The sequence below is a fragment of the Corynebacterium hesseae genome (assembly GCF_037850265.1).
GTDB classification, from domain to species: Bacteria; Actinomycetota; Actinomycetes; order Mycobacteriales; family Mycobacteriaceae; genus Corynebacterium; species Corynebacterium hesseae.
The window spans coordinates 1,678,017-1,704,118 of record NZ_CP137211.1 but is presented as its reverse complement, the minus strand read 5'-3'; the positions used below and the strand labels follow the sequence as shown (position 1 = coordinate 1,704,118).

Sequence of the window (26,102 nt, the reverse complement as noted above, 5' to 3'; positions counted from 1 at the left end):
AGACTGAGCAACCATGATTACACGTCTTTCTGAGCTTTTCCTCCGCACTCTTCGTGAGGATCCGGCTGATGCCGAAGTCCCCAGCCACAAGCTTCTCGTCCGCGCAGGCTATGTGCGCCGCGTCGCGCCGGGTGTGTACACCTGGTTGCCATTGGGACTGCGCGCCATGCGCAAGATCGAAGACGTTATCCGCCAGGAAATGAACGCCATCGGTGGCCAGGAGATGCTCTTCCCGGCGCTGCTGCCGCGCGATCCTTATGAGCAGTCGAACCGCTGGACGGAATACGGCGATAATCTGTTCCGTCTGAAGGACCGCAAGGGTGCGGACATGCTGCTGGGCCCGACCCACGAGGAGATGTTCACCACTGCGGTGAAGGATATGTACTCCTCTTACAAGGATTTCCCGGTTACGCTGTATCAGATCCAGACGAAGTACCGCGATGAGGAGCGTCCGCGCGCCGGCGTGCTGCGCGGCCGCGAGTTCACCATGAAGGATTCCTATTCCTTCGACATGACGGATGAGGGGCTCGATGAGTCCTATGCCCGCCACCGCAAGGCCTACCAAAACATCTTTGACCGCCTAGAGATCGATTACGCGATTTGCAAGGCCACTTCTGGTGCGATGGGCGGCTCGGCCTCCGAGGAGTTCCTCGCCGTGTCCGAGGTGGGCGAAGATACCTTCGTGCGCGCCACGGAGGGTGACTACGCAGCCAACGTGGAAGCGGTCGTGACCCAGGCACCGGAAGAGATTCCCTTCGACGGTCTGCCGGAGGCGCAGGAGCACGAGACCCCGGACGCCGAGACCATTGAGTCTCTGGTGGAGTGGGCTAAGGGCGCCGGCATTACTGTCGACGGCCGCGCGGTCACCGCAGCGGACACCCTCAAGTGCATGATGATCAAGGTGGCTGCGCCCGCGGCCGTAGAGGAAGAGAAGGAATGGGAGCTCGCCGCCGTTCTCATTCCGGGCGACCGCGAACTGGATGAAAAGCGCCTGGAGGCGTCGCTGGAGCCGGCCGAGTTTGAGCTCGCCGGCGAGGGCGACTTCAAGAAGAACCCCTTCTTGGTCAAGGGCTACGTTGGCCCGCGTGCCCTCAACGCTCACGACGTGAAGGTTTATGCCGACCCGCGCGTAGTTTCCGGTTCGTCGTGGATTACCGGCGCGGATGCCCCGCAGCGTCACGTCGTCGGCTTGGTGGCCGGCCGTGATTTCACCGTGGATGAGTTCATCGAGGCCGCGGAGGTCAAGGAAGGTGACCCGGCGCCGAACGGTCAGGGCACTCTGACCCTGGAGCGCGGCATTGAGTTGGGCCACATCTTCCAGCTGGGCCGCAAGTACACCGAAGCATTCGATGTCCAGATTCTGGATGAGAATGGCAAGCGCGCCGTGCCGACCATGGGCTCCTATGGCATTGGTGTCACGCGCATGCTCGCCGTGCTGGCGGAGCAGCGCCACGATGAGAAGGGCCTCAACTGGCCAGTGGCCGTGGCCCCGTACCAGGTGCACGTGGCCGTGGCGAACAAGGACGCCGCTGCCCTCGAGGCCGGTCAGAAGCTGGTGGAGGACCTAGATCGCGCTGGCATCGAGGTGCTTTTCGACGACCGCCCCAAGGTTTCCCCGGGCGTGAAGTTCAAGGATGCGGAGCTGCTGGGTATGCCCTTTATCGCCATCCTGGGCCGCTCCTTCAAGGACGGCATCATTGAGTTGCGCATCCGTGGCGGCGAAACCCGTGAGGTCCCCGCAGACTCCATCGTGGACACCTTAACGGAGCTCATCCGCGGCTAGGTGCGTTAAGCGCGTAGGCTCGCGGGTATGAGTTCTCACAACCGCGCACTGACATATTCAATGGCTGCAGCACTCTCTGCCATGGGAGTGCTGCATTTTGCTAAGCCGAAGCCCTTCGAGTCCATCATCCCACCACAACTTCCAGGGTCGGTTCGCTTCTACAACTTCACCTCTGGCGCCTGGGAAGTGGTGACCGGTGCACTCCTGGCGAACCCATCGACGCGGCCTGCAGGCGGCCTTTCAGCCCTAGCTTTGCTCGCCGCCGTGTGGCCGGCGAACTTCTACCAGGCCTACAGGGACTTAGAAAGCGGCAAGGCATCAACCGGCAAGAAGATCTACCACGCGGTGCGTCTGCCGTTGCAGATTCCGGTCATGCGCTATGCCTGGTCGCTGTACGCCGAAAAGAACGCCAAACGTCGGTAGCTCAGGAAAATCGAGCCCGCGAGAGAGGAATTAAGCTGCACTGGTGCGGTGAGATTGGGCGGCTACAGAAATAAGCCAGCTTCGCCATTCAGTATTGGGTGCCGCTTGGTCGGGCACCTCCTGTGAGGCGGCGGAGGCCCATGTCACCGCGTCACTATGCGCGACGTAGTCAAGGAACGCGCGCGCTGAGGCGGCGTCTACGGGCAGCTCACCGGAGGACGAGGTGTAGGCCGCTGCGGGCTGTGGCACTGGTCCGATTTTGGCTACTGCTTCTTGGAGCGCGAGGACGCGGTTATCGTGCAGAGCGAGGCGCTCATCAACCAGCTCTTCGACGTCAGGTGTGACATAGGAACGAGCAAAGTCCAAGGCATACACCTGCTGGTATTCCCAGTCCAAGAGTTCGGTGGCGAGGTCAGCGTCATCCTCCGTCAGCTCCGGCACAGCGCCCGGTTCATCGGTGGAGTGGGCCTCCATTGCGATGGCTTGGGCGACGAGCAAGGGCCGAGATTCCGGGGAGACCGCGTCAAGCTGCTCTTTAGTCGATGAAGAAGCTGCGGCAAGCACGGCAGCCGCATCAGTGGCCTCGTGTGCTTCAACCTCACGATTCACTTCGCAGGAGCGCGGAACGTGTCCTTCCTCGTCGCGGCCGCAGAGGCGCTCAATTTCGGAGTAAAGCTCGTCTGCGTGCTGCGCGCGCAGGGACGCGGCATCGGGATCGAGTTTCTGCAGTGCGTGGGCGTCGGCGCTGGCATCGTGAGCCAGAGAGGTCAACGTAGGGTCTGCATGGGGGCCAAAATAATCCACGATCGCGTCGGTGGCTTGGCAGCCGCCCAGCCAGGGGGCGGCGCAAACTAAAAGGGTGGGCACAACTACTCGGCGGTTCACGCGATAGACCCTACCCGGGTGTCCTAGTCTAGAGCGCATGGCATTCCCAACACCCGCGCAACTAACCGAAATCCTGCAGCCTGTCGCCGCCGCGCGCGGCCTCGACGTTGAAGACGTGAAGACCACTCGTGCAGGAAAGAAATCTCAGGTCATCATCCGTGTTGACGGTGACGAACGCCCAAGTTCCGATCTCATTGAGGAGCTCTCGCAGGAGATTTCGGCGCTCTTTGATGCCCAGGAAGAAGCGGGCGCCCTCAACTTTGGCGCGGGATACACCCTGGAGGTGTCGACGCCGGGGGTGGGTTTTCCGCTGAGTGCCCCGCGCCACTGGCGCCGCAACCAAGGAAGGCTCGTGGGCTACGCGCTCACCGACGAACCTGGCACGACCCGCGTCGCCCGCATTGGCGCGCTGTCCGAGGATGAAGAATCCGTGGCGCTCATCACCACTGTGAAAAAGGAGGTGCGCTATCAGGTTGAGCGATTGGAAAATCTAAGCCGCGCAGTGGTAGAAATTGAATTTGCCCAACCTTCAGCCATGGAGCTGGAGGCGGCACAGCAGACGTTCGACTTCGCCGAGCAGAACTCGGCAACCCGAGAGGACTAACAAGTGAATATTGACCTAGAGGCACTTCGCACGATTCAGCGCGAGCGCGGCGTCCCGGTAAAGGACCTGCTCGAAGCGATTGCGGGTGCCCTTTTGTATTCCTACCTGGATCACCGTGCCGAGTCGGCCGAGACCAAGGCGGAAGGTACGAAGTCTCGCGTCGACATCGACGCCGATAGCGGTGCTGTTACCGTCGTCGTGACCGAGAGTGATCCGGAGACTGGAGAGGTCATCAGTGAATACGACGACACTCCCGACAACTTTGGGCGCATCGGCGCGCAGGCGGTCCGCGATGCCATCTTGCGTAAGCTGCGCGAGAATGAGGCGGAACGAACCTACGATTCCTATTCGGAGCTCACCGGAACGGTTGTGTCGGGCGTCGTCCAGCGCGATATTCACGCGAACAAGCGCGGCGTCGTCGTGGTGCAGCTGGGTACCGAACACGACTCGCAGGATGCTTTCCTGCTGCCCGCCGAGCAGCTGCCGGGGGAGAAGCTCGAGCATGGCGACCGCGTTAAGGCCTACGTCGTGGGCGTGAACCGCACCGGAGCCAAGGTGCAGATCACGTTGTCGCGCACTCACCCTGAGCTGGTACGTGGCCTGTTCGAGCTGGAGGTCCCAGAGGTTGCTGATGGCTCGGTTGAGCTCATTGCTATTGCCCGCGAGGCCGGCCACCGTTCGAAGGTATCCGTGCGCGGTCACGTTAAGGGGCTCAATGCCAAGGGCGCGTGCATCGGCCCGAAGGGTTCGCGCGTGAGCAACGTGATGCGTGAACTTGGTGGTGAGAAGATTGACATCATCGATTTCAACGAAGATCCTGCCGTCTATGTGGGCAACGCTCTTGCTCCGTCAAAGGTCGTGCGCGTAGAGATCCTCGACTCGGAGGCGCAAGTGGCCAAGGTGACTGTGCCGGATTACCAGCTCTCGCTCGCAATCGGTAAGGAAGGCCAGAATGCCCGCCTCGCGGCGCGCCTGACTGGATGGAAGATTGATATTCACTCTGATGCCGCTCGCGATTAGCTTTCCGACGGGCCTGCGGTGGGATTAAAGGTTTGGCCCGTTTTCGCGTAGAGTAGACAACGGCCCACATGCAGGAATGCTGTGGCGCAGGAATAGTGGCGATACGACGTAAGGAGTTGGATGTCTCAAGGACAGCGGCTCCGCACGTGTATTGCTACGCGTCAAAAGCATCCCGACACGGAACTGCTCAGGGTGGTCGCCGATAGGGACGATCCTTCAGGACGCCGTGTTGTTCCGGATCCAGGCCGCCGCCTTCCCGGGAGGGGAGCGTGGATTAGACCGGATCTGGAAGCAGTAGAGCTGGCGGAGCGAACCCGTGCCTTCAGGCGCGCGCTCCGATTGTCCACAGACGTGGACACAGGTCACGTACGTGAGTACCTCGCTGCTCAGCAGCAGGTGCAGTCGGCGGGCAATCGCCCGTGCGGCCCAGAGTTAAAAAGGAAGACCGAACACTGATGAGCGCACAACGATGAAGCAGCATCAGCGATGAAAGTCCATAGCCATTAACTAGGGGTCAAGCCGTGTTCCGCGGCCTTGGCTCCTAGAAAGATTAAAGAGGAGACAAGTGCCCGGAAAGCTACGCGTACACGAGTTGGCAAAGCAGCTCGGTGTAACCAGCAAGGAACTGCTCGCCACGCTGAAGGAACAAGGCGAGTTCGTCAAGACCGCATCCTCGACCATCGAACCGCCGGTGATCAAGAAGATGCGCGCACACTATGAAGCAAAGGGTGGCAACGACAAGCCCGCAGACAAGAACACGTCTGCAGCCACCCCTGCTTCCGCTGCCAAGAAATCTGCTGCCAAGAAGACTGCAGAGAAGAAGCCGGCGGAAAAGAAGCCAGCAGCCACGCCAAAGCCTGGCCCCAAGCCAGGTGGTGCCCCGAAGCCAGGTGCTGCTCCGACGCAGAGCGGCGCCCCCAAGCCGGGTGCTGCTCCCAAGCCGGGTGCTGCTCCCAAGCCGGGCGGTGCCCCGAAGCCGGGTGGCGCTCCAAAGCCCGGAGCACAGCGCAAGGGTGGCGAACGCGCAGTTACCCCGCGTTCTATGCCGAAGCCTGGCGGTACCCGCCGCGTGGCCAATAACCCGTTCTCCACGGGTAGCTCCAGTGATCGACCCAGCCCAGGGCCGCGCCCGGGCGGAAGTAAGGGTCAGCGCTCTGGCGGCAAGCCGGGAGATAACCGCGGCGGTAAGGGCGGCGCCCGCCCGCAGGGCGATGGCAACCGTGGTGGACGTCGTCCTTCGCCAGCGATGATGCCTTCGCATCCGAATCCGGCCAGCATGCCGTCGAAGGCCGCAGGTAGCGGCGGTGGCGGTCGCGGTCGTGGCGGCCGCGGTGGTGGCCCAGGCCACGGCGGTCCAGGCCACGGAGGTTTCCGTGGTGGACGCGGCGGACGCCGCGGTGGCACCGCTGGTGCATTCGGACGTCCCGGTGGCGCACCGCGTCGCGGCAAGAAGTCGAAGCGTCAGAAGCGCCATGAGTTTGAAGAGCAGCAGAAGCATGAGGTAGGCGGCGTACGCTTGCCTGATGGCGGCGGTAAGGTTGTTCGCCTTCGCCGCGGTGCTTCCCTGGCTGACTTCGCCGAGAAGATTGGTGCGGATCCCGCAGCATTGGTGCAGGCGCTCTTCAACCTCGGTGAGATGGTGACCGCTACGGCCTCCGTATCTGAGGACACCCTGCAGCTCTTGGGCTCGGAGATCAATTACGAGGTCCAGGTTGTCTCCCCTGAGGATGAGGACCGCGAGCTGCTCGAGTCCTTCGACCTGCAATTTGGTGAGGATGAGGGCGGCGAAGAAGCCCTTGAGAAGCGCCCGCCAGTCGTGACCGTGATGGGTCACGTTGACCACGGTAAGACCCGCCTTCTGGATACCATCCGTAAGACCAACGAAGGTGCGGGCGAGGCCGGCGGCATTACGCAGGGCATCGGTGCTTACCAAACCACGGTGGACGTTGAAGACGGTCCGCGCACCATCACCTTCCTGGATACCCCGGGTCACGAGGCGTTTACCGCCATGCGTGCCCGCGGTGCTAAGTCCACCGACTTGGCCATCCTGGTGGTTGCTGCTGATGACGGCGTGATGCCGCAGACCATCGAGGCAATCAACCACGCGAAGGCAGCGGATATCCCTGTGGTCGTCGCGGTTAACAAGATTGATAAGCCGGAAGCTTCCCCGGACAAGATTCGTGGTCAGCTCACTGAGTACGGACTTGTTCCGGAGGAGTACGGCGGCGACACGATGTTCGTGGATATTTCTGCGAAGAACAACATCAACATCGACGACCTGCTCGAGGCTGTCATCCTGACCGCGGATGCTTCCCTAGAGCTCACCGCTAACCCGGACATGGACGCGCAGGGTTCTGCCATCGAGGCTCACCTCGACCGCGGTCGAGGCCCGGTGGCTACGGTCATCATCCAGCGCGGTACGCTGCGCATCGGTGATTCCATCGTGGTCGGCGATGCCCACGGCCGCGTGCGTCGCATGCTCGATGAATTCGGTAACGATGTGGAAGAAGCCGGTCCGTCCCGCCCGGTCCAGGTGCAGGGTCTCAATGGCGTACCAGGTGCCGGCGATAACCTCTTGGTTGTTGAGGACGACCGCGTGGCTCGCCAGATTGCCGCACAGCGCGATGCTCGCAAGCGTTCCGCTCTGCAGGCGAAGGCGCGCAAGCGCGTCTCCCTCGAGGATCTGGATGCAGTGCTCAAGGAAACCTCGACGCTCAACCTCATCCTCAAGGGCGACAACGCCGGTTCCGTCGAGGCACTGGAAGACGCCCTCTTGGATATCGAGGTCGACGACGAGGTACAGCTCAACATCATCGACCGTGGTGTCGGTGCTGTGACGCAGACCAACGTCACTTTGGCTGCGGCCTCCGACGCCGTCATCATCGCCTTCAACGTTCGCGCTGAGGGTAAGGCAACCGAGGAAGCCAACGCCGAGGGCGTTGATATCCGCTACTACACGGTGATTTACCGTGCTATCGAAGAGGTCGAGGCAGCGCTGAAGGGCATGCTCAAGCCCATCTACGAGGAGCGCGACACCGGTGCAGCGGAGATCCGCGCGCTGTTCAAGTCCTCCGCGGTCGGCACCATTGCCGGTTGTATGGTCACCGAGGGCAAGGTCAAGCGCAACGGCAAGGTGCGCCTCGTGCGCGACGGAAACGTCATTACCTCCGATGCCAAGATCGAGTCCCTGCGCCACGAGAAGGATGACGCCAACGAGATTAACGCCGGATATGAGTGCGGTATGGTTCTGTCCTACCCGGATATCCAGGTAGGCGATATCATTCAGGCCTTTGAAGAAGTCGAGGTCCCGCGCGACTAGCCGCACCTGAGTTCTTCACTCAGTAACAGAGCTCAGTACTAAAGCCCAGCCAGGAGAGATTCTGGCTGGGCTTTACTCGTTTCGGCCGAACGGCGGCGAATCGGTATCCTAGACTAGTTGCCAGCAACCGTACGCAAAGGAGCTTCACCATGGTTGATCACGCACGCGCCGCACGCATGGCTAAGCGCATTCAGACAATCGTTGCGAGTGCGATTGAACGCCAGATTAAGGATCGCCGCCTTGAACTGGTTACCATCACAGATGCCCGCGTTACGGGTGACCTGCATGATGCCACCGTGTATTACACGGTGCGCGGAACGGATATTGATTCCGAGCCGAATTTTGACCAGGCGGCCGAAGCTCTTACGAGGGCCAAGGGCCAATTGCGCAAGATCGTGGGTGATGAGCTGTCCGTTCGCTTTACCCCGACGTTGTCTTTTGAGCTCGACACCGTCCCTGAAGCCTCCGCTCACATGGAGGATGTGCTTGCACGTGCACGTGCACGCGATGCAGAGCTGGCCAAGTTGAAGGAAGGCGCGAAGCCGGCCGGGGATGCGAACCCATATAAGACCTCGGATGAGGAAGAAGACTAAGTGTCACGAACCAACTACGAAGCCGCAGTTGATGCGCTGGTACAGGCCAGCAGCATTTGCATCATCACCCACTTGCGCCCCGACGCCGACGCCGTTGGCTCAGCGGCGGCCCTCACGTTGGCGCTTCGTCAGCGCGGTAAGCAGACCCGCACCGTGATTGGCCAGCGCCGAGACATTTCCGCCAACCTTTTTTCGATTCCCACCGTGGATGAAATCGAGTTGGTAGATGAGCTCCCGCAGGGCTATGACCTTTATGTCACTGTGGACTGCGGATCGATCGACCGGACCGGATCGGTAGCACGGGGCATTGAGGAGATGGCGGCCGTTGGACGCGTCCTGTGCATCGATCACCACGCTTCAAACGACGGCTTTGGTGCGATCAATGTTGTGGATCCGGTGTGCGAGTCCACCACGGTGGTGTTGCTCGATATCTTAGATAGGCTGTCCATTCAGATTGATCGCGTCATCGCGCACTGTCTGTACGCCGGGCTAGTGACCGACACAGGTAACTTCCGGTGGGGCCGCCCAGCGATGCACGATATTGCCGCGCGCCTGATGCTCTATGGGCTTGATACCAAGCAGATCGCGTTGGAGCTTATGGACGCCAGCACCGCCGATGACCTGCAGATGATCGGTCGCGTCCTCTCGGGCCTCAGAATCGAAGCAGCAGGAGAGCACCGCCTCGCTGTCCTCTTCGTGCCACATGAGGAAGTCAGTACGCACGCAGATTCCGCGATCGAGTCCTTCGTCGACTATGTCCGCGCCCTGAAAGGCACAGACATCGGGGTTGTGTTCAAGGAACAGGCCCCCGAAGTGTGGGCGGTGTCTTTGCGCTCCTCAGCAGTGAACTGTGCCGAGGTGGCCCTCACCTTCGGCGGAGGAGGTCATATTCCAGCCGCCGGCTATACCGCGCACGGCACGCCTGAGGAGGTTATTGCGCAGCTGGTAGGTGTGTTGTCTTAAATGGCTTGCGAGCAACCCGTCAAGGTTTCTGCGGCGGAAGTCTTCCGCCTTGCCGTGCCCGCTTTGGGTGTCTTAGCGGCCATGCCGCTGTATTTGCTTCTGGACACCGCGGTAGTGGGACGGTTGGGCGCGCAGGATCTGGCCTCGCTGGGGGCTGCGGCCACGATCCATTCGGTGGTCACTACCCAGCTGACCTTCTTGTCCTATGGCACAACCGCGCGTGCTTCGCGTTTGTTCGGCGCAGGCAAACGTGAGGAAGCTGTAGCCGAAGGCGTTCAGGCCACGTGGGTTGCGGTTGGCGTCGGCCTGGTCCTAGCGGTCCTTATGTGGCTCTTCGCCGGGGGCTTTGCCTCCTGGTTGACCGGCAACCCCGAAACGGCGAAGGGAACCGCACAGTGGCTGCGCATCGCCGCCATCGCGATTCCCTTTACCCTCATCACGATGGCTGGTAACGGTTGGATGCGAGGCGTACAAGACACCCGCAAGCCCTTGTATTTCACACTTGCCGGTATGATTCCTGGCGCTAGTGCAGTGCCTATTTTCGTGCACTTGTGGGGGCTGCAGGGGTCAGCCTTAGCCACGGTGTTGGGGATGGGAATCATCGCGGCATTCTTCCTCAGGGAACTGCGCCGCGAGCATACCGGCTCGTGGGAAGTCCGCTGGCGCGTCGTACGCCGGCAGCTCGTGCTGGGGCGCGATCTCATTGTGCGCTCGTTGAGTTTCCAAGTGGCCTTTTTATCCGCAGCAGCTGTGGCTTCGCGCATCGGAACCGCACAACTGGCCGCGCATCAAATCTTGATGCAGTTGTGGAACTTCTTGTCCCTTGTGCTGGATTCACTGGCAATTGCCGCCCAGGCCTTGACCGGCGCGGCACTGGGTGCAGGCTCAGCGCGCTACGCCCGCACGGTGGGTACTAAGGTGACGCTCTATTCGACGTCCTTCTCCCTTGGACTTGCTGTGATTCTTGCGCTTGGTTCCGGGATCATCCCGCGGATCTTCACCACGAGCCCGGAAGTCCTCGAGGTGATCTCCGGACCTTGGTGGGTTATGACTTTCCTCGTCATCATCGGCGGGGTGGTCTTCGCCTTGGACGGCGTTCTCCTCGGCGCTGGGGATGCAGCTTTTCTTCGCACGCTGACCTTGGCGGCGGTACTTCTAGGCTTCCTTCCCGGCGTCTGGTTGGCTTTTGCTCTTGGCACCGGGCTTAGCGGAGTATGGGGCGGGATCGCCGCGTTCATCTTCATCCGCATGGTAGGCGTCGTCTGGCGCTTTCGCTCGATGCGGTGGGCGCGGGTCTAAGCCTGTGGTAGAAGTAGAGGGAATGTTCGTGTGAAGGAGGCATTATGACCACTCTGTGGGCCGTCTCCGATCTCCACGCGGCGGTGCGAGTCAACGGTGAGCGCATCGATGAACTCGTACCGCCGAATCCCCATGACTGGTTGATCGTCGCAGGGGACGTCGCCGAGCGCATTGACCTAGTGATCAACACCTTGGCGCGGCTGAAGAACCGCTATGCCACCGTCATTTGGGTGCCCGGCAACCATGAGCTGTTTTCTCGGGGACAGGACGCATTTAAGGGGCGCGCAAAATACGACCGGCTTGTTGAAGGCTGCCGTGAGATCGGCGTGATTACCCCAGAGGATCCTTATCCGGTCTTCGGAGGGGTGACCGTCGTCCCGCTGTTTACGCTGTACGATTACAGCTTTCGCCCGCCGGGGACCACGGTCGAACAAGAGCTTGCGAGCGCAAAGCAAAAGCAAATCGTCATGACCGATGAATTCGCCATTGCCCCCTTCGTCGATGTGCGTGCTTGGTGCTGGGACCGGCTGGCCTATTCAATTAAGCGCCTGTCCCGGGTGGAAGGGGAGACCGTCCTCATCAATCACTGGCCATTGGTCCAGGAGCCGACCCTCTACTTGCGCTGGCCCGAAGTGGCCTTGTGGTGCGGTACCCGCCACACGCGTTCGTGGCCGCGGCGCTACAACGCCAAAGCCGTGGTCTATGGGCATCTTCACATGCCAAACCGAGCCAATATCGACGGTGTGGACCACATCGAGGTTTCGCTAGGGTATCCGCGTGAATGGCAGGCACACGGTGGCCTCCAGCAGTGGCCGTATCCGGTGCTCACCATCGATGAGACGACGGGGAGGGCCGAGCATGCTTGAGCCTTCCCTCTTCCCAGAGTCTGCGCGCTACTGCTACGTGCGCACGGATGAGTCGATGACTAATCTCCTCAATTTCCATCACCTATCCCCTGAGGAGCGCGCTGTGGTCTCGCAGGCCGTGGACGTCCGCAAGTCGGAATTTGGGGATGCCCGCTGGTGCGCTCACCGCGCGCTGAAGGAGCTTAATTACACCGGCGAGGAACCTATTCTGCGCGGTGAGCGGGGCATGCCGCTGTGGCCGGAAGGCTACACGGGATCGATGACGCACACCGAGGGGTTGCGCGCAGCGGTGGCAGCGCCCACCACACACGTGCGCTCGATGGGACTCGACGCCGAGCCAGCGGAGCCCTTGCCGGAACACGTGTTGACGATGATCGCCCGGCCAGGGGAGATGCCGCAGTTGTCCCGCCTCCGCGCGGCGGGCATCTCCTGCCCGGACCGCCTGTTGTTTTGTGCGAAGGAAGCCACCTACAAGACGTGGTTCCCCATGACGCGGCGGTGGCTCGATTTCGATCAGGCCGAAATTGACTTGCGCCTCGACGGAACTTTAGTCTCCTACCTCCTAGCGCGACCGACCCCGGTGCCGTTCATTACCGGCCACTGGATTATTCGGGACGGCTATGTCATCGTCTCTGCCGCCGTCCCGGCGCTCAACTTTGAGAACTAAAGAGTGGAGGGGCGAGCGACAAAAACTGTGGCCAGGCGCTTGCCCTTTTCTTTGATTAGGGCGACGGATCGGCCCTGGGGGTCGACGGCCGCGTAGGTGCCTTTCAACCCACGCGGCTCCAGCCACTTACCCATGGCCAAGGCCTGAGCCTCGTCATCGGTGACCTCCAAGACCGGATAGCTACGAGCGAGCGCCTCGTCGAGGCTCAAGGACAGCTTCGGGGAGGTCTCGAGGGCGTCGAGGGGGAGGGCGTCGTCAAGCGTAAAAGGCCCTACCTCCGTGCGGCGCAGCGCGGTGAGATGCCCGCCGACGCCGAGCGCTTCCCCCAAATCCCGAGCCAGCGAGCGGATGTAGGTGCCCGAAGAACAGGCCACCGACACGTCCAGATCAATGAACTCTCCGGTGCGCCGCGTATCGAGGATATCGAAGCGGCTGACCGTGACCGGGCGAGCTGGAATCTCAACCTCTTCGCCCGCCCGCACCCGTTCGTGGGCACGCTTGCCATCGATTTTGATCGCGGACACCGCTGCCGGACGCTGCATAATATCGCCGGTCAAGGCATCAACTTCCTGCGCAATGGCTGAATCTTCCACAGCGGTTGCCGGTTCGCCCCACGTGCTTTCCCCCTCCGCGTCGTCGGTGTGGGTCGCCATGCCGAGGCGAATCGTGGCGTCGTAAGCCTTGGTGGAGGCCACCATGTGGGCGAGGAACTTGGTGCCGCGCTCAATGCCCACGATGAGCACCCCCGTGGCCATGGGATCTAGCGTGCCTGCGTGCCCCACCTTGCGGGTGTGGAAGAAGCGCCGCAGTTTTCCCACGACATCGTGCGAGGTCATGCCGGCGGGCTTGTCGACGACCACGAGGCCAGAACGTTCGAGCGGATCAGTCATGCCCTGCAGTCTAGGGCACCGTCTGCTGTGGGATAGCATGGTGCCCGTGGATATTTGGTACGGAATCGATAGCATCCCCGCTGACCTCGGTCCGACGTCGGTGACAATTGGCGTCTTCGACGGCCTGCACCGCGGCCACCAGCAGCTCGTGACGAAGGCCGTCGAGCACGCGCGCGAACACGGTCATAGTGCGGTCATGGTGACCTTCGATCCGCACCCAGTTTCGGTGTTCCTTCCGGAGCGCGCGCCGTTGTCCGTCATTACATTTGAGCGCCGCATGCAACTGGCGGAAGAAATGGGCATCGAGGCCGTGCTCGTCATCGACTTTACTGAGGAGCTCCGGGGCGTCGAGCCGCGCGAGTACGTGACGGACCTCCTTGTGGGGCGCTTGCATGCGGAACACGTCGTGGTGGGGGAGAACTTCACCTTTGGCGCGGGCGCGGCTGGTACGGCGGCGGCGCTGGCGGAGTTCGGAGCCGAGTTCGGCTTCGGCGTTGACATCGTGTCCTTGCTTGACGACGACGGCGAGCGCATCTGCTCCACCAACATCCGCGCCGCTCTTGCCAAGGGCGATATTGCACGCGCGAATTGGGCGCTGGGCCGTCATTTCACGGTGACTGGGCCCGTCGTGCGCGGTGCAGGACGCGGCGGAAAGGAACTTGGTTTCCCGACCGCCAACCAGTACTTCCCGGAATCCGTTGCCATCCCAGCCGATGGCGTCTACGCGGGCTGGTTCGTGGTCGAACCCACCGGCGCCCCTTTGGAAGGAGACATGGAGGCCGGCGTTCCTTATCCAGCGGCCATTTCGGTGGGCACGAACCCCACCTTCGGCGACGAAGAGCGCTCTGTGGAGTCCTTCGTGCTGGACCGCGACGCCGACCTCTACGGCCACGAGGCCACCGTGCATTTTGTCGATCACGTGCGCGACATGGAGAAATTCAACTCCGTTGGGGAGCTCCTAGCTGCTATGGAGCGCGACGTCGCCCGAGTTCGTGAGATTCTTGCCCGTGAGGCCTAAATGAAGATCATCCTCGACCTCGACACAGGAATCGACGACGCCCTCGCGCTCGCCTATGCCGTTGCGCACCCTGACCTCGAGCTGATCGGGGTCACCGGCACCTATGGCAACGTGCCGGTGGCCTTGGGAGTGCGCAACTCGCTGGCGTTGCTCGAGCTTCTCGACGCCTCGGACGTCCCCGTCTTTTCCGGCCCGACCCGGCCAGGCTTTAACGTGGCTCCCATTTCGGCGTTTATCCATGGGCGCAACGGACTCGGCGAGGTTCTCTTGCCACCGCCGCGCCGCAAGGCATACGAGGATGCGGTGGGCTTTCTTGTCCGTTCGGTCCGCGAGCATGGCGAGGACCTGGTTATAGTGCCGACGGGGCCGTCGACAAGCATTGCGGCCGCCATGCGCGAGGACCCGGACTTTGCCCGCAACGCCCGCATCGTGATGATGGGCGGCGCGTTGACCGTACCCGGAAACGTCACTCCTTATGCCGAGGCCAACGTCTTCCAAGATCCCCAAGCCACGGACTATGTCTTCCACCATGCACAGAACCTCACGATGGTGGGGCTCGATGTCACGTTGCGCACGTTGCTCACCAGGGAGCATACGAAGCAGTGGCGAGGCACGCGGACGGGCCGGATCTACGCGGACATCGTGGACTACTACATCCGCGCCTATAAAACGACGTCTCCGCATCTCGGCGGTTGTGGGCTCCACGATCCCTTGGCGGTGGCAGTGGCAGCGGATCCTTCGCTGGTCACATGCCTCGACCTCAATCTGCGGTGTGAGGAGAACGGGCGCACCATCGGTGACCCTGAGCGCCTCGAGAATCCCACCACCCGCGTGGCCGTTGCTGTCGACGACGCGCGCTTCGTCGAGGATTTGATGTCGAAGCTGGGCAGCCTCTATACTTCTATTTTGGCTTGCTGACTGCGGTCCACAGTAGTCACGGGCAGCGTCTTTCAGGCGCAACATTTCATGTGGACTGAAATACAATAGGAGATTTTTCCATGGCTTTGAGCACCGAGAAGAAGGCTGAAATCCTTAAGGAGTACGGCCTGCACGAGACCGACACCGGTTCCCCGGAGGCACAGGTTGCGCTGCTGACTTCCCGCATCAACAACCTGACCGAGCACCTCAAGGATCACAAGCACGATCACCACTCCCGTCGTGGTCTGCTGCTCATGGTTGGTCGCCGTCGTGGCCTGCTGAAGTACCTGGCTGCTAACGACGTTGACCGTTACCGCGACCTGATTTCTCGCCTGGGTCTGCGCCGCTAAGCGCTCGACTTTTTAGCCCCCGCACCAAGTGTGCGGGGGTTTTCTTGTCCCATCTGCTAAAATCCTTGGGCGTTGTCAGAAAACATCGAAGAAGAGGCGGCACCGAAGATCGCCATGACAGCTCCAAGGAGAGTTTCATACATGAGCGCTAAGAACGCTAAGAATCAAACGAACAACTCCGTCGAGTTCGCAATCGACGAGGACTACGGCATTACCGAGGCCATCGCCACCCTGGATAACGGCGATTTCGGCACCCGTACTATCCGTTTTGAGACGGGCCAGCTTGCCCGACAGGCTGGTGGCTCCGTGACCACCTACCTGGACGAGGACACCATGCTGCTGTCCACGACCACCGCTTCCAACCAGCCGCGTGAGGGCTTCGACTTCTTCCCGCTGACCGTGGATGTGGAAGAGCGCATGTACGCCGCGGGTAAGATCCCGGGCTCCTTCTTCCGCCGCGAGGGCCGTCCTTCCACCGAAGCTATCCTGGCCTGCCGCCTCATCGACCGCCCGCTGCGTCCGACCTTCGTGAAGGGTTTGCGCAACGAGGTTCAGGTCGTTGTCACGGTCCTCTCCATGGACCCGGAGGAGTACTACGACGTCGTCGCCATCAACGGTGCTTCTGCCTCCACTCAGCTCTCCGGTCTGCCGGTTTCTGGCCCGGTGGGTGGCGTGCGCATGGCGCTGATTGCCGATGACAAGCACCCGAAGGGACAGTGGGTGGCCTTCCCGAACAACGAGCAGCACGAGCGTGCTCTCTTCGAGATGGTCGTTGCCGGCCGCATCGTGAAGAAGGGCCGCAAGGACGACGTTGCCATCATGATGGTGGAGGCGGGCGCCGGCGTGAACGTGGCCGAGCGCATCAAGGAAGGTGCCCCGGCTCCGCAGGAATCCACCGTGGCTGAGGGTCTTGAGGCTGCCAAGCCTTTCATTAAGACCCTGTGCGAAGCACAGGCAGGCCTGGCCGAGCGCGCCGCCAAGGAGACCCAGGAATTCCCGCTCTTCCCGGCCTATGGGGATGATGTCTACGCTGCTGTCGAAAAGGCTGCCTCCAAGAAGCTGGAGAAGCTGCTTACTATCCCGGGCAAGCAGGACCGCGACGATGCTACCAATGACTACATGGAGCAGGTTGAGGCACAGCTCATCGAGGACTTTGATGACCTCGATGAGGCCGATGCCTCCAAGCAGATCCGCAATGCTTTCAACGCCGTGATGAAGGCCATCGTCCGCAACAAGATCCTCACTGAAGGGTTCCGCATCGATGGCCGCGGCGTCACCGATATCCGCGACCTCGGCGTTGAGGTCGATCTCGTTCCGCGCGCCCATGGTTCCTCCCTCTTTGAGCGCGGTGAGACCCAGATTCTGGGTGTGACCACCTTGGACATGCTCAAGATGGAACAGCAGGTCGACTCCCTGACCCCAGTGGAGTCCAAGCGCTACATGCACCACTACAACTTCCCGCCGTATTCCACCGGTGAGACCGGCCGAGTGGGTTCCCCGAAGCGCCGCGAAATCGGCCACGGTGCTCTGGCTGAGCGTGCCTTGCTGCCGGTTATCCCGTCCCGCGAGGATTTCCCTTATGCCATCCGCCAGGTTTCTGAGGCCCTCGGCTCCAACGGTTCCACCTCCATGGGGTCCGTCTGTGCATCCACCCTGTCCCTCTACAACGCGGGCGTTCCGCTGAAGGCACCGGTGGCAGGTATCGCCATGGGCCTTGTTTCCGGTGAGGTCAATGGCAAGGAAAAGTTCGTGGCGCTCACCGATATCCTCGGCGCTGAGGACGCTTTCGGCGATATGGACTTCAAGGTCGCCGGCACCTCCGAGTTCATCACTGCGCTGCAGCTGGATACTAAGTTGGACGGCATTCCTTCGCACGTGCTTGCCGACGCCCTCGAGCAAGCCCGCGACGCCCGTGCCGCCATCCTTGACACCATGGCTGAGGTCATCGAAGGCCCTGATGAGATGTCTGGCCTGGCTCCACGCATTACCTCTGTGACCATTCCGGTGAACAAGATTGGTGAGCTCATTGGCCCGAAGGGCAAGACCATCAACGCCATCACCGAGGAGACCGGTGCCGATGTCTCCATTGAGGAAGACGGCACTGTGTATATCTCTGCCGCTACCGGCGAAGCCGCTGAGGCAGCCATTGAGCGAGTAAATGGCATCGCTAACCCGCAGCTACCGAAGGTGGGCGAGCGTTTCCTCGGCACCGTGGTTAAGACCGTGGCCTTTGGTGCCTTCGTCTCCCTGACCCCGGGCCGTGACGGCCTGGTGCACATCTCGAAGCTGGGCGGCGACGAGCGCATCGAAAAGGTCGAAGACGTTGTCAACGTTGGTGACAAGATCCAGGTTGAAATCGCGGACATTGATAACCGCGGCAAGATTTCCCTGGTTCCGGTTGAGGAGGACTAATCCTCAGATCGCCTAGGAACTACTAGGACGAGGGCCCTGCCATCCAGCTCTTAAGTAGCTGAGGCAGGGCCCTTAGCGTTGCCGCGGCCGCTATTCTTGGAAGTCGAGTACCAAGCGCTTGGGGTGCTCAAGGAAAGTCACCGAGTACGGCGTCTTCTTGTTCAGGCCAATGACCAGTTGAGTCTGTGCCTCGAATGAGGTGGTGTATACGACTTCGCTCACCACGCCGGCACCAGGTGTATTTCCCGGCTTCATATATTTTTTCTTCAAGCTCAGGCGTGGAAGGCCGCGGGGTGCCTTCGAATCCCAGGTTGAGAAAAGCGCTTCCTTAAAAGCAGCGGCATTGGCTACCTGCCGGGAAGAGGGAGCCAGCGTGTCATTGGACTGCTGCGGTGCATCGGCGGTGCTTGTGCTCGACGGAATCGTGCTGACCAGCGGCGCCGGTAACGTATCCGCGCCGCGATCCGCGCATCCGCCCAGCGGCATGATACATACAGCGGTGATGATTGCGACGATGGAAGCGGAAGAAACTGGACGCGACAATTTCGCTATCTCTTAAGCTGTACAAGTTGGATGAGGTTTCCTACGGTGTCGTCGAAGACAGCGATGATAGAGGGGCCGACGTCGGTGGGCTCCATAGTGAAATCCACGCCCTTTTCAGTGAGCTCCCTATATTCCTTTTCCACGTCTGCGGACAAGAACTGGGTGGCAGGAATGCCATCGGCCTTGAGCGCTGCTGCGTAGTCCTTGGACGCCGGGTGGGCCTTAGGCTCGAGGAGGAGCTGCGTATTTCTTTGACCTTCAGCATTGGTCACCGTGAGCCACCGAAAGTCTCCGTGGGGCACATCGTCCTTGACTCGAAAGCCGAGCGTATTGACATAGAAGTCGTGCGCGCGAGCAACGTCATCGACAGGTACTGAAGCAATGTAGATCTGCATTCGCCCCATATAAACGAGCATGACGAAACCACGCCGGCGGCCCTGTCTGCAGCAGGGGAGACCTGACTAGGGCTGAGTGATACAGTCGTCGTTCTTTTCGACGGTGGGTGTGTTCTTGGGTTCTTTCCCTTCCGACTGTTTGGAGTGGTGTCGTCGTTTGATTCGACGAGGGCTAGGCCCCTGTTCTTCGTCATCGTCGTCGTTTGAATCGACGGGTATTCTCGCCTTTTTCGTCGTTTGATTCGACGACTCAGGTTTTAGAAGGGGATGTCCTCGCCGCTGTCAGTGTCGGTGTTGGCCTGGGTTTCGGCTTCGGCTTTGGCTTTGGCTTGTTGTTGTGCGTAGTCGTCGAGTTCTTGTTTGAGGTGTTGGGCTTCTTCGCGCACACGTTTCCTGGTGGCGGTGATGTGTTGGGCGACTGTTTGCGCCCAGCGTTTTTGCTTGGGTGCTAGGGGTCCGTCGGCTTCGTTGATGGTCCAGGTACCGTCAGCGAAAAGCCAGATAACATCCCCACTGTAGGGGTCCAGCAGGTACTTTAAGGTGCCATCGGTTTTCATGTTGTGATGTCCTTGGCATAAACATGCCAGGTTCTTCGGATGGGTTGGCCCGCCTTCAGCCCAGTTATGCCGGTGATCCAATTGGGTAAGAAAGGCAGGTTCCTCGCATCCGCCGACCCGGCAGGTTCCGTCGCGGCCTTCGACATGCTTGCGCATAATCAGGCCCGGTTGGTAGCCGTCTGCTTCGGCTACCTCGCCGGTTAAATCCCGGGTTTTATCATGCGGCATGGGCGTTTGGCGCCAGCCGAAGCCTTCGATGAAGGTCGGGGCATCATCTATATCGCAGGCTTGGTAGGTGTGTAAGACTACGGTGGCTGGTGGCTCAATCTCACCGGAAAGCAGTTTTTTGACAGCATCCGGAATCGTCAGATCATGCTTGGCAGCGGTGTGGTGGATGAAGGCATCGAGTTTAATGCCGGTATCTTCAGTAACCTGGAGTTCTAGCCAGGCGGAGGTTCCGTTGGAGGAGAAGCGGTAGGCATCCTTGGGGCGGGTGTCGCGATATGCGATGGAATCATCCAGGGTTTTACATATATCGCGGACTTTGCGTCTGATTTGGCTGCGGGTGGGAAAAGCCTGATTCGCCTTAGTGGGGGTGAAGAAGTCAGCCAGGATGGTGTCGATGAAATCCAGGGTTTCAGCAGTCAAGGCGGTTAGTGCTGACATGGGTTGGTCAATAGCAATCAAGGACTCGATGTCCAGCAGGCAGTGGGTGTCTTGTATGGCTTTGACTTTCGGCAGGCTATCAAGCCGGTGGATGGCACGCAGACCTGCTTTGATGTGACCTTCCGGAAGTGACCAGGCCGCCACTAAAGATAGGGCGGTGGTGTTGATATCAGCCTGCAGGCTGGGCATAGCTGCAACCCAGGTGTTGTAGATAGCGCGGCGGGCTGCCGCGCGGGCTATAGCGTGTGGATTATTCGGATTCGTTGTTGAGAAGAAGAAAGAAGAGGAGGTTGAAGGGTGTGTGGCGGTGGTGGTCATGAATGTCTCCCCCGAGAAACATGAGTTAGAAGAAATGTTCTAACAATGATTCTACCGACCCTCACCGCACATGGCTATAGCCAGTAGTGAATTCACGTCAAGTCGTTACTACAAACGGGGGTAGTCGCGTCACATTAGATTGGATGTGCGATATAAATGTGGCAGGTTGTAAAACCGCCTAAACGCCAGTGAACTACCCAATTGGTCGAGGTTTATGGCGGCCCTCTCTGCCCTGTCCAAAACCCTGCCGGCGGCGGGGATAGACTGGGCACAGCTAACCGTATGAACACGTATGAAGGGATTGTGAATGACTATCAAGGTGGGTGTCCTTGGCGCTAAGGGCCGCGTGGGGCAGGCAATCGTGGAGGGCGTCAACGCTGCAGAAGATCTGGAGCTTGTCGCTGAAATTGATCGCGAAACCCCGCTGGAGAAGCTAGTTGAAGCAGGCGCCGAGGTTGCCGTCGACTTCACTCAGCCCGCTTCGGTTATGGATAATCTTGAGTTTTGTATCGCCAATGGAATCCATGCTGTTGTCGGCACCACGGGCTTCGACGAGGAGCGGCTAGCCAAGGTAGAGGAGTGGACTAAGAAGGAGGGCGCTGGCAACGTTCTCATCGCTCCGAACTTTGCTGTCTCAGCTGTATTGACCATGGTGTTTGCTGCCCAAGCGGCGAAGTTCTTCGATAGCGCCGAGGTTGTTGAATACCACCACCCGAATAAGCTTGACGCGCCGTCCGGCACGGCGGTTCATACTGCGCAGGGAATTGCGAAGGCTCGTAAGGAAGCTGGCCTGGATGCAATGCCGGACAAGACCGAGCAGTCCCTTGACGGTGCGCGAGGTGCAGACGTTGATGGCGTCCACGTCCATGCAGTTCGCATGCAGGGAATGGTGGCGCATGAAGAGGTAATCTTCGGTACCCAAGGGCAATCCCTGACCATCCGCCAAGATTCCTATGACCGCTCTTCCTTTACTCCCGGTGTTTTGCTTGGTGTGCGCGAGATTTCCTCCCACGCAGGTTTGACTGTGGGGCTTGAGAAGTATCTGGGGCTGTAATGGCAAAGGTCTCTGAGCTTGATGTCCAACTCATCGCGGCAACGGCGTTTCATGCACCACGCGGGGTGGATTGGAAGGCGGACGAGGGGGCGTCGGAAAGCGAGGCTTTAGTCGAGTTTGCTGGGCGTGCGTGTTACGAGTCCTTCGATAAGCCAAATCCTCGTACCGCGTCGAACCAGGCTTATTTACACCACATTTTGGAAGTGGGTCACGATGCGCTTCTGGAGCATGCCACCGCGACGCTGTATATAAGAGGGCTGTCGCGCTCGGCAACGCATGAGTTGGTGCGCCACCGGCACTTCTCCTTCTCCCAGCTTTCACAACGCTTCGTACACTCCGACGAAGCAGAGGTAGTGCTGCCCAAGTTCATTGCAGAAGATGAGCAGCTAACGCGGTTAACGCTACAAGCGGCCGATGAAGCGAGGTTTGTCTACGAAGAGCTGCTCGACGTCCTCGAGTCCAAACTGGAAGAGGAACCAAACGCATTGCTTCGTAAGAAGCAGGCGCGGCAGGCAGCGCGTGCGGTTTTGCCCAATCTCACAGAGTCCCGCATAGTAGTGACCGGCAACTACCGTGCGTGGCGCCACTTTATCGGCGCTCGGGCAACGGAGCAGGCTGATACTGAGATGCGCCAATTGGCGGTGACATGCTTGAAGCTGTTGAGAGAGCAATCGCCGGTGCTTTTCGACGACTTCCACATCACCACTTTGTCCGACGGGACCGAAATGGCTTCGAGCCCGTACGCTTAAAGGCTTTGCAGGAGACTCGCGCACGACCCCGATGCGGCCAATAGGGGCGAAAGCGGGTAATCTTGACGCCTATGAGCACAGGTATGACAGCACAGACAGGCGTCGACACCTTCGGACGCGTAGGCGTAGCTATGGTCACTCCATTTGACCAGGATGGCGCCTTGGACGTGCCCGCTGGCCGTCGCCTGGCAGCTCATCTGGTTGATAACGGTATTGATTCGCTCATTTTGGCTGGGACCACGGGTGAGTCACCGACGACGTCATTGGATGAGAAACTGGAGCTGTTTGCAGCTGTAAAGGAAGAGGTAGGCAGTCGCGCTAAATTGTGTGCGGGAGCGGGAACCAATAACACCGCCACCAGCATTTCAGCAGCGCGCGCTTTCGCTGATGCGGGAGCAGACAGCCTCTTGGTTGTAACTCCGTATTACTCCAAGCCTTCCCAAGCCGGTGTGTATGCGCACTTTAGCGCTGTCGCTGACGCCGTGGACCTCCCCATTTGCCTGTATGACATCCCTGGCCGCTCGGGCATTCCGATTGAGACGGAGACCCTTCTTCGCCTCGCGGAAGTGCCGAACATCAAGGCCGTCAAGGACGCCAAAGGCGATCTTGTGGCGGCTGCACCGCTTATCCAGGAAACCGGATTGGCATGGTACTCCGGAGATGACGGGCTGAACTTGCCGTGGCTGGCCCTCGGTGCTTCAGGCGTTATTTCCGTGATTGGTCATATTGCCCCGCGTGCCCTGGCTGATCTCTACGTGGCCTTCGACGAAGGTGATATCGCACGTGCGCGAGAGATCAACGCGAAAACTTTGTCCCCGCTCGTCGAGGCGCAAGGCCGCCTCGGAGGAGCAACTCTTGTTAAAGCTGCCTTGCGCCTGCAGGGCATTGAAGTTGGAGAACCTCGTCTCCCGGTTTCCGCAGCTGACGCGGATGAGATTGAGGTTCTCCGTCACGATTTGGAAAAGGCTGGAGTCCTTTAAGAATGACTGAATCCCGTAACCGTTCCCGCAAGGTGACCCGTAAGGCGGGTCCGCCTTCGGAGACCGAGACCGCCTCGAATGAGGCGGCTTCGCCGGTTTTCCAAGCGCCGAAGGAATCGGCTGCTTCCGGCGCATCCTCTAAGGAGTCTGGAAACTCTGACGACGGCAACCGTCGTTCCCGTTCTCGTGGTTCCCGTGGCGGCCGTGGTCGCGGCCGCGGCGGCAACAATAATCACAACAACGGCAATAACAACAACGGTGGTCGTAACAATCGCAATCGCAACAACAACCGCGGCCGTCGCAACGTGCCTAAGTCCATGCAGGGCGCGGATCTGACCAAGCGTCTGCCGGAGCCGCCGAAGCAGCAGAAGGACTCTCTGCGTATCTATGCCTTGGGCGGTATTTCCGAGATCGGTCGAAATATGACCGTCTTTGAGTACCAGGATGAGATGCTCATCATCGACTGTGGTGTGCTCTTCCCGTCCTCCGGTGAGCCTGGTGTGGACCTGATTCTCCCGGACTTTGGCCCGATTGAGAAGAAGATTCACAAGGTCAAGGCGCTCGTCGTAACCCACGCGCACGAGGACCACATTGGTGCTATCCCGTGGCTGCTGAAGCTGCGCCCGGATATCCCGATTGTGGCATCCCGCTTCACTATTGCGTTGATTGCTGCCAAGTGTAAGGAACACCGCCAGAAGCCGAAGTTCGTTGAGGTCAATGAGAAGTCCGATGTGAATTACGGTCCGTTCCGTTGCCGCTTCTGGGCAGTGAACCACTCCGTCCCGGATGCCCTCGGCGTCATGCTGGGAACCCCGGCTGGCAACATCATCCACACCGGTGATATCAAGCTGGACCAGACCCCGCTGGATAACCGCCCGACGGATCTGCCGGCCCTGTCGCGCTACGGCGACGAAGGCGTGGACCTCATGCTGTGCGATTCCACCAACGCCAACATCCCGGGTGTGTCCGCCTCTGAGGGCGACATTCCGGCAACGTTCAAGCGTCTGGTTTCTGGGGCAAAGCAGCGCGTGATCATCGCATCCTTCGCCTCGAACGTCTACCGCGTGCAGGCTGCTATCGACGCCGCCGTGGCCGCCGGCCGCAAGGTTGCGTTCAACGGCCGCTCCATGATGCGCAACATGGAAATCGCGGAGAAGATGGGCTTCCTGAAGGTTCCGCGCGGCACCATCATCCCGATCGATGAGGCAGCCAAGATGGCTCCGCACAAGGTGCTGCTCATCACCACCGGTACCCAGGGTGAGCCGATGGCAGCGCTGTCCCGCATGGCCCGTCGTGAGCATCGCCAGATCACCGTCCGCGATGGTGACCTCATCATCTTCTCCTCCTCCCTGATTCCGGGTAATGAGGAGGCCGTGTTCGGCGTTATCAACATGCTGTCCCAGATTGGCGCTGAGGTCATCACGAACAAGGAAGCTAAGGTCCACGCCTCCGGCCACGGCTATGGTGGCGAGCTGCTCTTCCTCTACAACGCTGCACGCCCGAAGAATGCCATGCCGGTGCACGGCGAGTGGCGCCACCTGCGTGCAAACAAGGAGCTGGCAGTCTCCACTGGTGTGGCCCGTGATCGCGTGGTCCTTGCGCAGAACGGCGTTGTCGTCGATCTGCGCAACGGCCGTGCTGAGGTCGTCGGCCAGATCCCGGTGGGCAACCTCTACGTCGATGGTGTGTCGATGGGTGATGTCGACGCCGATACCCTCGCGGATCGCACCAACCTGGGTGCCGGCGGTGTCGTTTCTATCACCTGTGTCATCGATAACCGCACGTCGCGCCTGCTTGAGCATCCGACGGTGTCCACGACGGGCTTCTCCGACGATGATCGCGGTATCGTGCCTGAGGTCGCCGAGATGGTGGAGAACACCATGAATGACCTCGCCGCTGAGGGGGAGAACGATACCTACCGCATGGTGCAGAAGCTGCGCCGCAAGGTATCGAAGCTCATGGACTCCAAGTACAAGCGCGAGCCGGTGATTCTGCCGACCATCGTCCCGACGAACTCGGATATCCTGTTGCCTGACGACGACGAAGTTCACGCTTCCCGCGAATCGCTCTAAAGCTAAGGCCGCAAGCGCCCCAGTGTTCCCGCCTCCGGTGGGTATGCTGGGGCGCATGTCGTTTTCTTCAGCAGAGCGCGCCAAGATGGTGGCGTTGTTCCATGAGCTTGGCCCTGATGCCCCGACGTTGTGCGAAGGGTGGACAACCCGGGACCTAGCAACGCATTTGTGGGTGCGTGAGAACCGCCCTGATGCTGTGCTCGGTTCCTTTATTCCAGCGCTGTCCTCTCATACACGGAGCGTCGCGGATGGGGTCCGCGAGGGCATGACGTATGAGGAGCTGGTGGATGCGTGGGGGAGGGGAGCATCTAGGTTTAGCCCTCTGCGCTATGCAGACTCTGTGTTCAACGCGGCCGAGCACTTTGTCCACCACGAGGATATCCGCCGAGCTAATGGCCGCATTGAACCAAGAGATCTTTCACGAGCAGTCAACAAAGAGCTACTGGCGCCGTTGAAACTGCTAGGCACACGGCTGCTGTCGCACTCGCGCCTGCCCGTTGTCCTGGAGCCACAAGGTTTCCCGCCGATCGTGGCTGCGGATAGACACCGTGTGTCTGGACAAGGCGACGCTGTGGTTCGCGTACGAGGTACCGTGTCCGAGGTGCTCTTGTGGGCCTTCGGCCGCGACGTCGCTGATGTCGAGATTGAAGGCGATGAATCTGCAATCGTAAGGTCAAGCCTGTAGGCTGAACTGCTAATTTTCTTCGCCATACGTGTGTGGCGCATGTTGTTAATGGGGCTTTTGCTACTAGAGTGGC

The 26,102-nt window shown here is 60.3% G+C and carries 24 protein-coding genes and 1 pseudogene; 20 read left to right on the top strand and 5 right to left on the bottom strand.

All coding sequences use genetic code 11. The features are described from left to right. Positions 1-13 precede the first annotated feature (13 nt). Together R3O64_RS07970 and R3O64_RS07965 are read left to right on the top strand one after the other, a co-directional pair. Positions 14-1,783, top strand: a complete 1,770-nt coding sequence (locus R3O64_RS07970; protein WP_339016578.1) for a proline--tRNA ligase — start codon at positions 14-16, stop codon at positions 1,781-1,783. A gap of 27 nt (positions 1,784-1,810) precedes the next feature. Then, the gene (locus R3O64_RS07965) at positions 1,811-2,206 is read left to right on the top strand and encodes a DoxX family protein (RefSeq protein WP_070520097.1); all 396 of its coding nucleotides are present in this window, start codon (positions 1,811-1,813) and stop codon (positions 2,204-2,206) included. 30 nt (positions 2,207-2,236) lie between these two features. On the opposite strand, the gene R3O64_RS07960 is transcribed toward R3O64_RS07965, so the two are convergent. Next, positions 2,237-3,091, bottom strand: coding sequence for a hypothetical protein (locus tag R3O64_RS07960; RefSeq protein ID WP_070520099.1), 855 nt, complete (start codon positions 3,089-3,091; stop codon positions 2,237-2,239). A 37-nt stretch (positions 3,092-3,128) separates the two neighbouring features. Here R3O64_RS07960 and rimP point away from each other — a divergent pair, with 37 nt between their 5' ends. The 9 genes from rimP (at position 3,129) to R3O64_RS07915 (ending at position 12,422) form a co-directional block, all read left to right on the top strand. Then, the gene (rimP, locus tag R3O64_RS07955) at positions 3,129-3,695 is read left to right on the top strand and encodes a ribosome maturation factor RimP (RefSeq protein ID WP_339016574.1); all 567 of its coding nucleotides are present in this window, start codon (positions 3,129-3,131) and stop codon (positions 3,693-3,695) included. 3 nt (positions 3,696-3,698) lie between these two features. Continuing rightward, a complete protein-coding gene (gene nusA / locus R3O64_RS07950) occupies positions 3,699-4,715 on the top strand; it encodes a transcription termination factor NusA (RefSeq protein WP_070533127.1) in 1,017 nt (338 codons plus the stop codon). A gap of 120 nt (positions 4,716-4,835) precedes the next feature. Further along, positions 4,836-5,171: a YlxR family protein gene (locus R3O64_RS07945; RefSeq protein ID WP_083304493.1), complete on the top strand. Its 336-nt coding sequence runs from the start codon at positions 4,836-4,838 to the stop codon at positions 5,169-5,171. A gap of 109 nt (positions 5,172-5,280) precedes the next feature. Next, on the top strand, positions 5,281-8,034 hold the full coding sequence (infB, locus tag R3O64_RS07940; RefSeq protein ID WP_339016570.1) for a translation initiation factor IF-2: 2,754 nt from the start codon (positions 5,281-5,283) through the stop codon (positions 8,032-8,034). A 149-nt stretch (positions 8,035-8,183) separates the two neighbouring features. Next, entirely contained in the window at positions 8,184-8,627 is a 444-nt protein-coding gene (gene rbfA, locus R3O64_RS07935) for a 30S ribosome-binding factor RbfA (RefSeq protein ID WP_070520108.1), read from the top strand. Continuing rightward, positions 8,628-9,590 (top strand): DHH family phosphoesterase, encoded by a 963-nt coding sequence (locus R3O64_RS07930; RefSeq protein ID WP_070520110.1) that lies wholly within the window; start codon positions 8,628-8,630, stop codon positions 9,588-9,590. After that, complete coding sequence (locus tag R3O64_RS07925; RefSeq protein WP_339016567.1) at positions 9,591-10,889, top strand: MATE family efflux transporter; 1,299 nt, start codon at positions 9,591-9,593, stop codon at positions 10,887-10,889. It begins immediately after the preceding gene. A 44-nt stretch (positions 10,890-10,933) separates the two neighbouring features. Beyond that, positions 10,934-11,755, top strand: coding sequence for a metallophosphoesterase family protein (locus R3O64_RS07920; protein ID WP_070520114.1), 822 nt, complete (start codon positions 10,934-10,936; stop codon positions 11,753-11,755). Next, positions 11,748-12,422, top strand: a complete 675-nt coding sequence (locus tag R3O64_RS07915) for a 4'-phosphopantetheinyl transferase family protein (protein ID WP_070533120.1) — start codon at positions 11,748-11,750, stop codon at positions 12,420-12,422. Before R3O64_RS07920 ends, R3O64_RS07915 begins: the two co-directional genes overlap by 8 nt. Here the strand turns inward: R3O64_RS07915 and truB are convergent. Beyond that, positions 12,419-13,312: a tRNA pseudouridine(55) synthase TruB gene (gene truB, locus R3O64_RS07910; RefSeq protein WP_339016563.1), complete on the bottom strand. Its 894-nt coding sequence runs from the start codon at positions 13,310-13,312 to the stop codon at positions 12,419-12,421. The genes R3O64_RS07915 and truB overlap by 4 nt on opposite strands. A gap of 37 nt (positions 13,313-13,349) precedes the next feature. Between truB and R3O64_RS07905 the strand changes: the two genes are divergently transcribed. The 4 genes from R3O64_RS07905 (at position 13,350) to R3O64_RS07890 (ending at position 18,010) form a co-directional block, all read left to right on the top strand. Beyond that, on the top strand, positions 13,350-14,330 hold the full coding sequence (locus R3O64_RS07905) for a bifunctional riboflavin kinase/FAD synthetase (protein WP_339017551.1): 981 nt from the start codon (positions 13,350-13,352) through the stop codon (positions 14,328-14,330). Then, positions 14,331-15,248, top strand: a complete 918-nt coding sequence (locus R3O64_RS07900) for a nucleoside hydrolase (RefSeq protein ID WP_339016561.1) — start codon at positions 14,331-14,333, stop codon at positions 15,246-15,248. A gap of 80 nt (positions 15,249-15,328) precedes the next feature. Further along, complete coding sequence (gene rpsO / locus R3O64_RS07895) at positions 15,329-15,598, top strand: 30S ribosomal protein S15 (RefSeq protein ID WP_010190317.1); 270 nt, start codon at positions 15,329-15,331, stop codon at positions 15,596-15,598. Between the two features lie 141 nt (positions 15,599-15,739). Continuing rightward, on the top strand, positions 15,740-18,010 hold the full coding sequence (locus tag R3O64_RS07890) for a polyribonucleotide nucleotidyltransferase (protein WP_070707995.1): 2,271 nt from the start codon (positions 15,740-15,742) through the stop codon (positions 18,008-18,010). A gap of 90 nt (positions 18,011-18,100) precedes the next feature. Here the strand turns inward: R3O64_RS07890 and R3O64_RS12875 are convergent. The 3 genes and pseudogenes from R3O64_RS12875 to R3O64_RS07875 form a co-directional block, all read right to left on the bottom strand. Then, a pseudogene (locus R3O64_RS12875) lies at positions 18,101-18,338 on the bottom strand (AMIN-like domain-containing (lipo)protein); the annotation flags it as partial. Between the two features lie 220 nt (positions 18,339-18,558). Then, positions 18,559-18,948: a VOC family protein gene (locus R3O64_RS07880; RefSeq protein ID WP_269948076.1), complete on the bottom strand. Its 390-nt coding sequence runs from the start codon at positions 18,946-18,948 to the stop codon at positions 18,559-18,561. 257 nt (positions 18,949-19,205) lie between these two features. Next, a complete protein-coding gene (locus tag R3O64_RS07875) occupies positions 19,206-20,489 on the bottom strand; it encodes an HNH endonuclease signature motif containing protein (RefSeq protein ID WP_339016554.1) in 1,284 nt (427 codons plus the stop codon). Positions 20,490-20,796: 307 nt separating this feature from the next. Between R3O64_RS07875 and dapB the strand changes: the two genes are divergently transcribed. From dapB to R3O64_RS07850, 5 genes are all read left to right on the top strand, one after another. After that, positions 20,797-21,543, top strand: coding sequence for a 4-hydroxy-tetrahydrodipicolinate reductase (gene dapB / locus R3O64_RS07870; RefSeq protein WP_070524515.1), 747 nt, complete (start codon positions 20,797-20,799; stop codon positions 21,541-21,543). Further along, the gene (gene thyX, locus R3O64_RS07865) at positions 21,543-22,292 is read left to right on the top strand and encodes an FAD-dependent thymidylate synthase (RefSeq protein ID WP_339016550.1); all 750 of its coding nucleotides are present in this window, start codon (positions 21,543-21,545) and stop codon (positions 22,290-22,292) included. The genes dapB and thyX overlap by 1 nt, the downstream gene beginning before the upstream one ends. A gap of 71 nt (positions 22,293-22,363) precedes the next feature. Beyond that, positions 22,364-23,272 carry a 4-hydroxy-tetrahydrodipicolinate synthase gene (gene dapA / locus R3O64_RS07860; protein WP_070531446.1) on the top strand — a complete coding sequence of 303 codons (909 nt, stop codon included), beginning with the start codon at positions 22,364-22,366 and terminating at the stop codon, positions 23,270-23,272. 2 nt (positions 23,273-23,274) lie between these two features. After that, positions 23,275-25,344 carry a ribonuclease J gene (locus tag R3O64_RS07855; protein WP_193634504.1) on the top strand — a complete coding sequence of 690 codons (2,070 nt, stop codon included), beginning with the start codon at positions 23,275-23,277 and terminating at the stop codon, positions 25,342-25,344. Positions 25,345-25,387: 43 nt separating this feature from the next. Next, the gene (locus R3O64_RS07850; RefSeq protein WP_070562887.1) at positions 25,388-26,029 is read left to right on the top strand and encodes a TIGR03085 family metal-binding protein; all 642 of its coding nucleotides are present in this window, start codon (positions 25,388-25,390) and stop codon (positions 26,027-26,029) included. Positions 26,030-26,102: the final 73 nt, after the last annotated feature.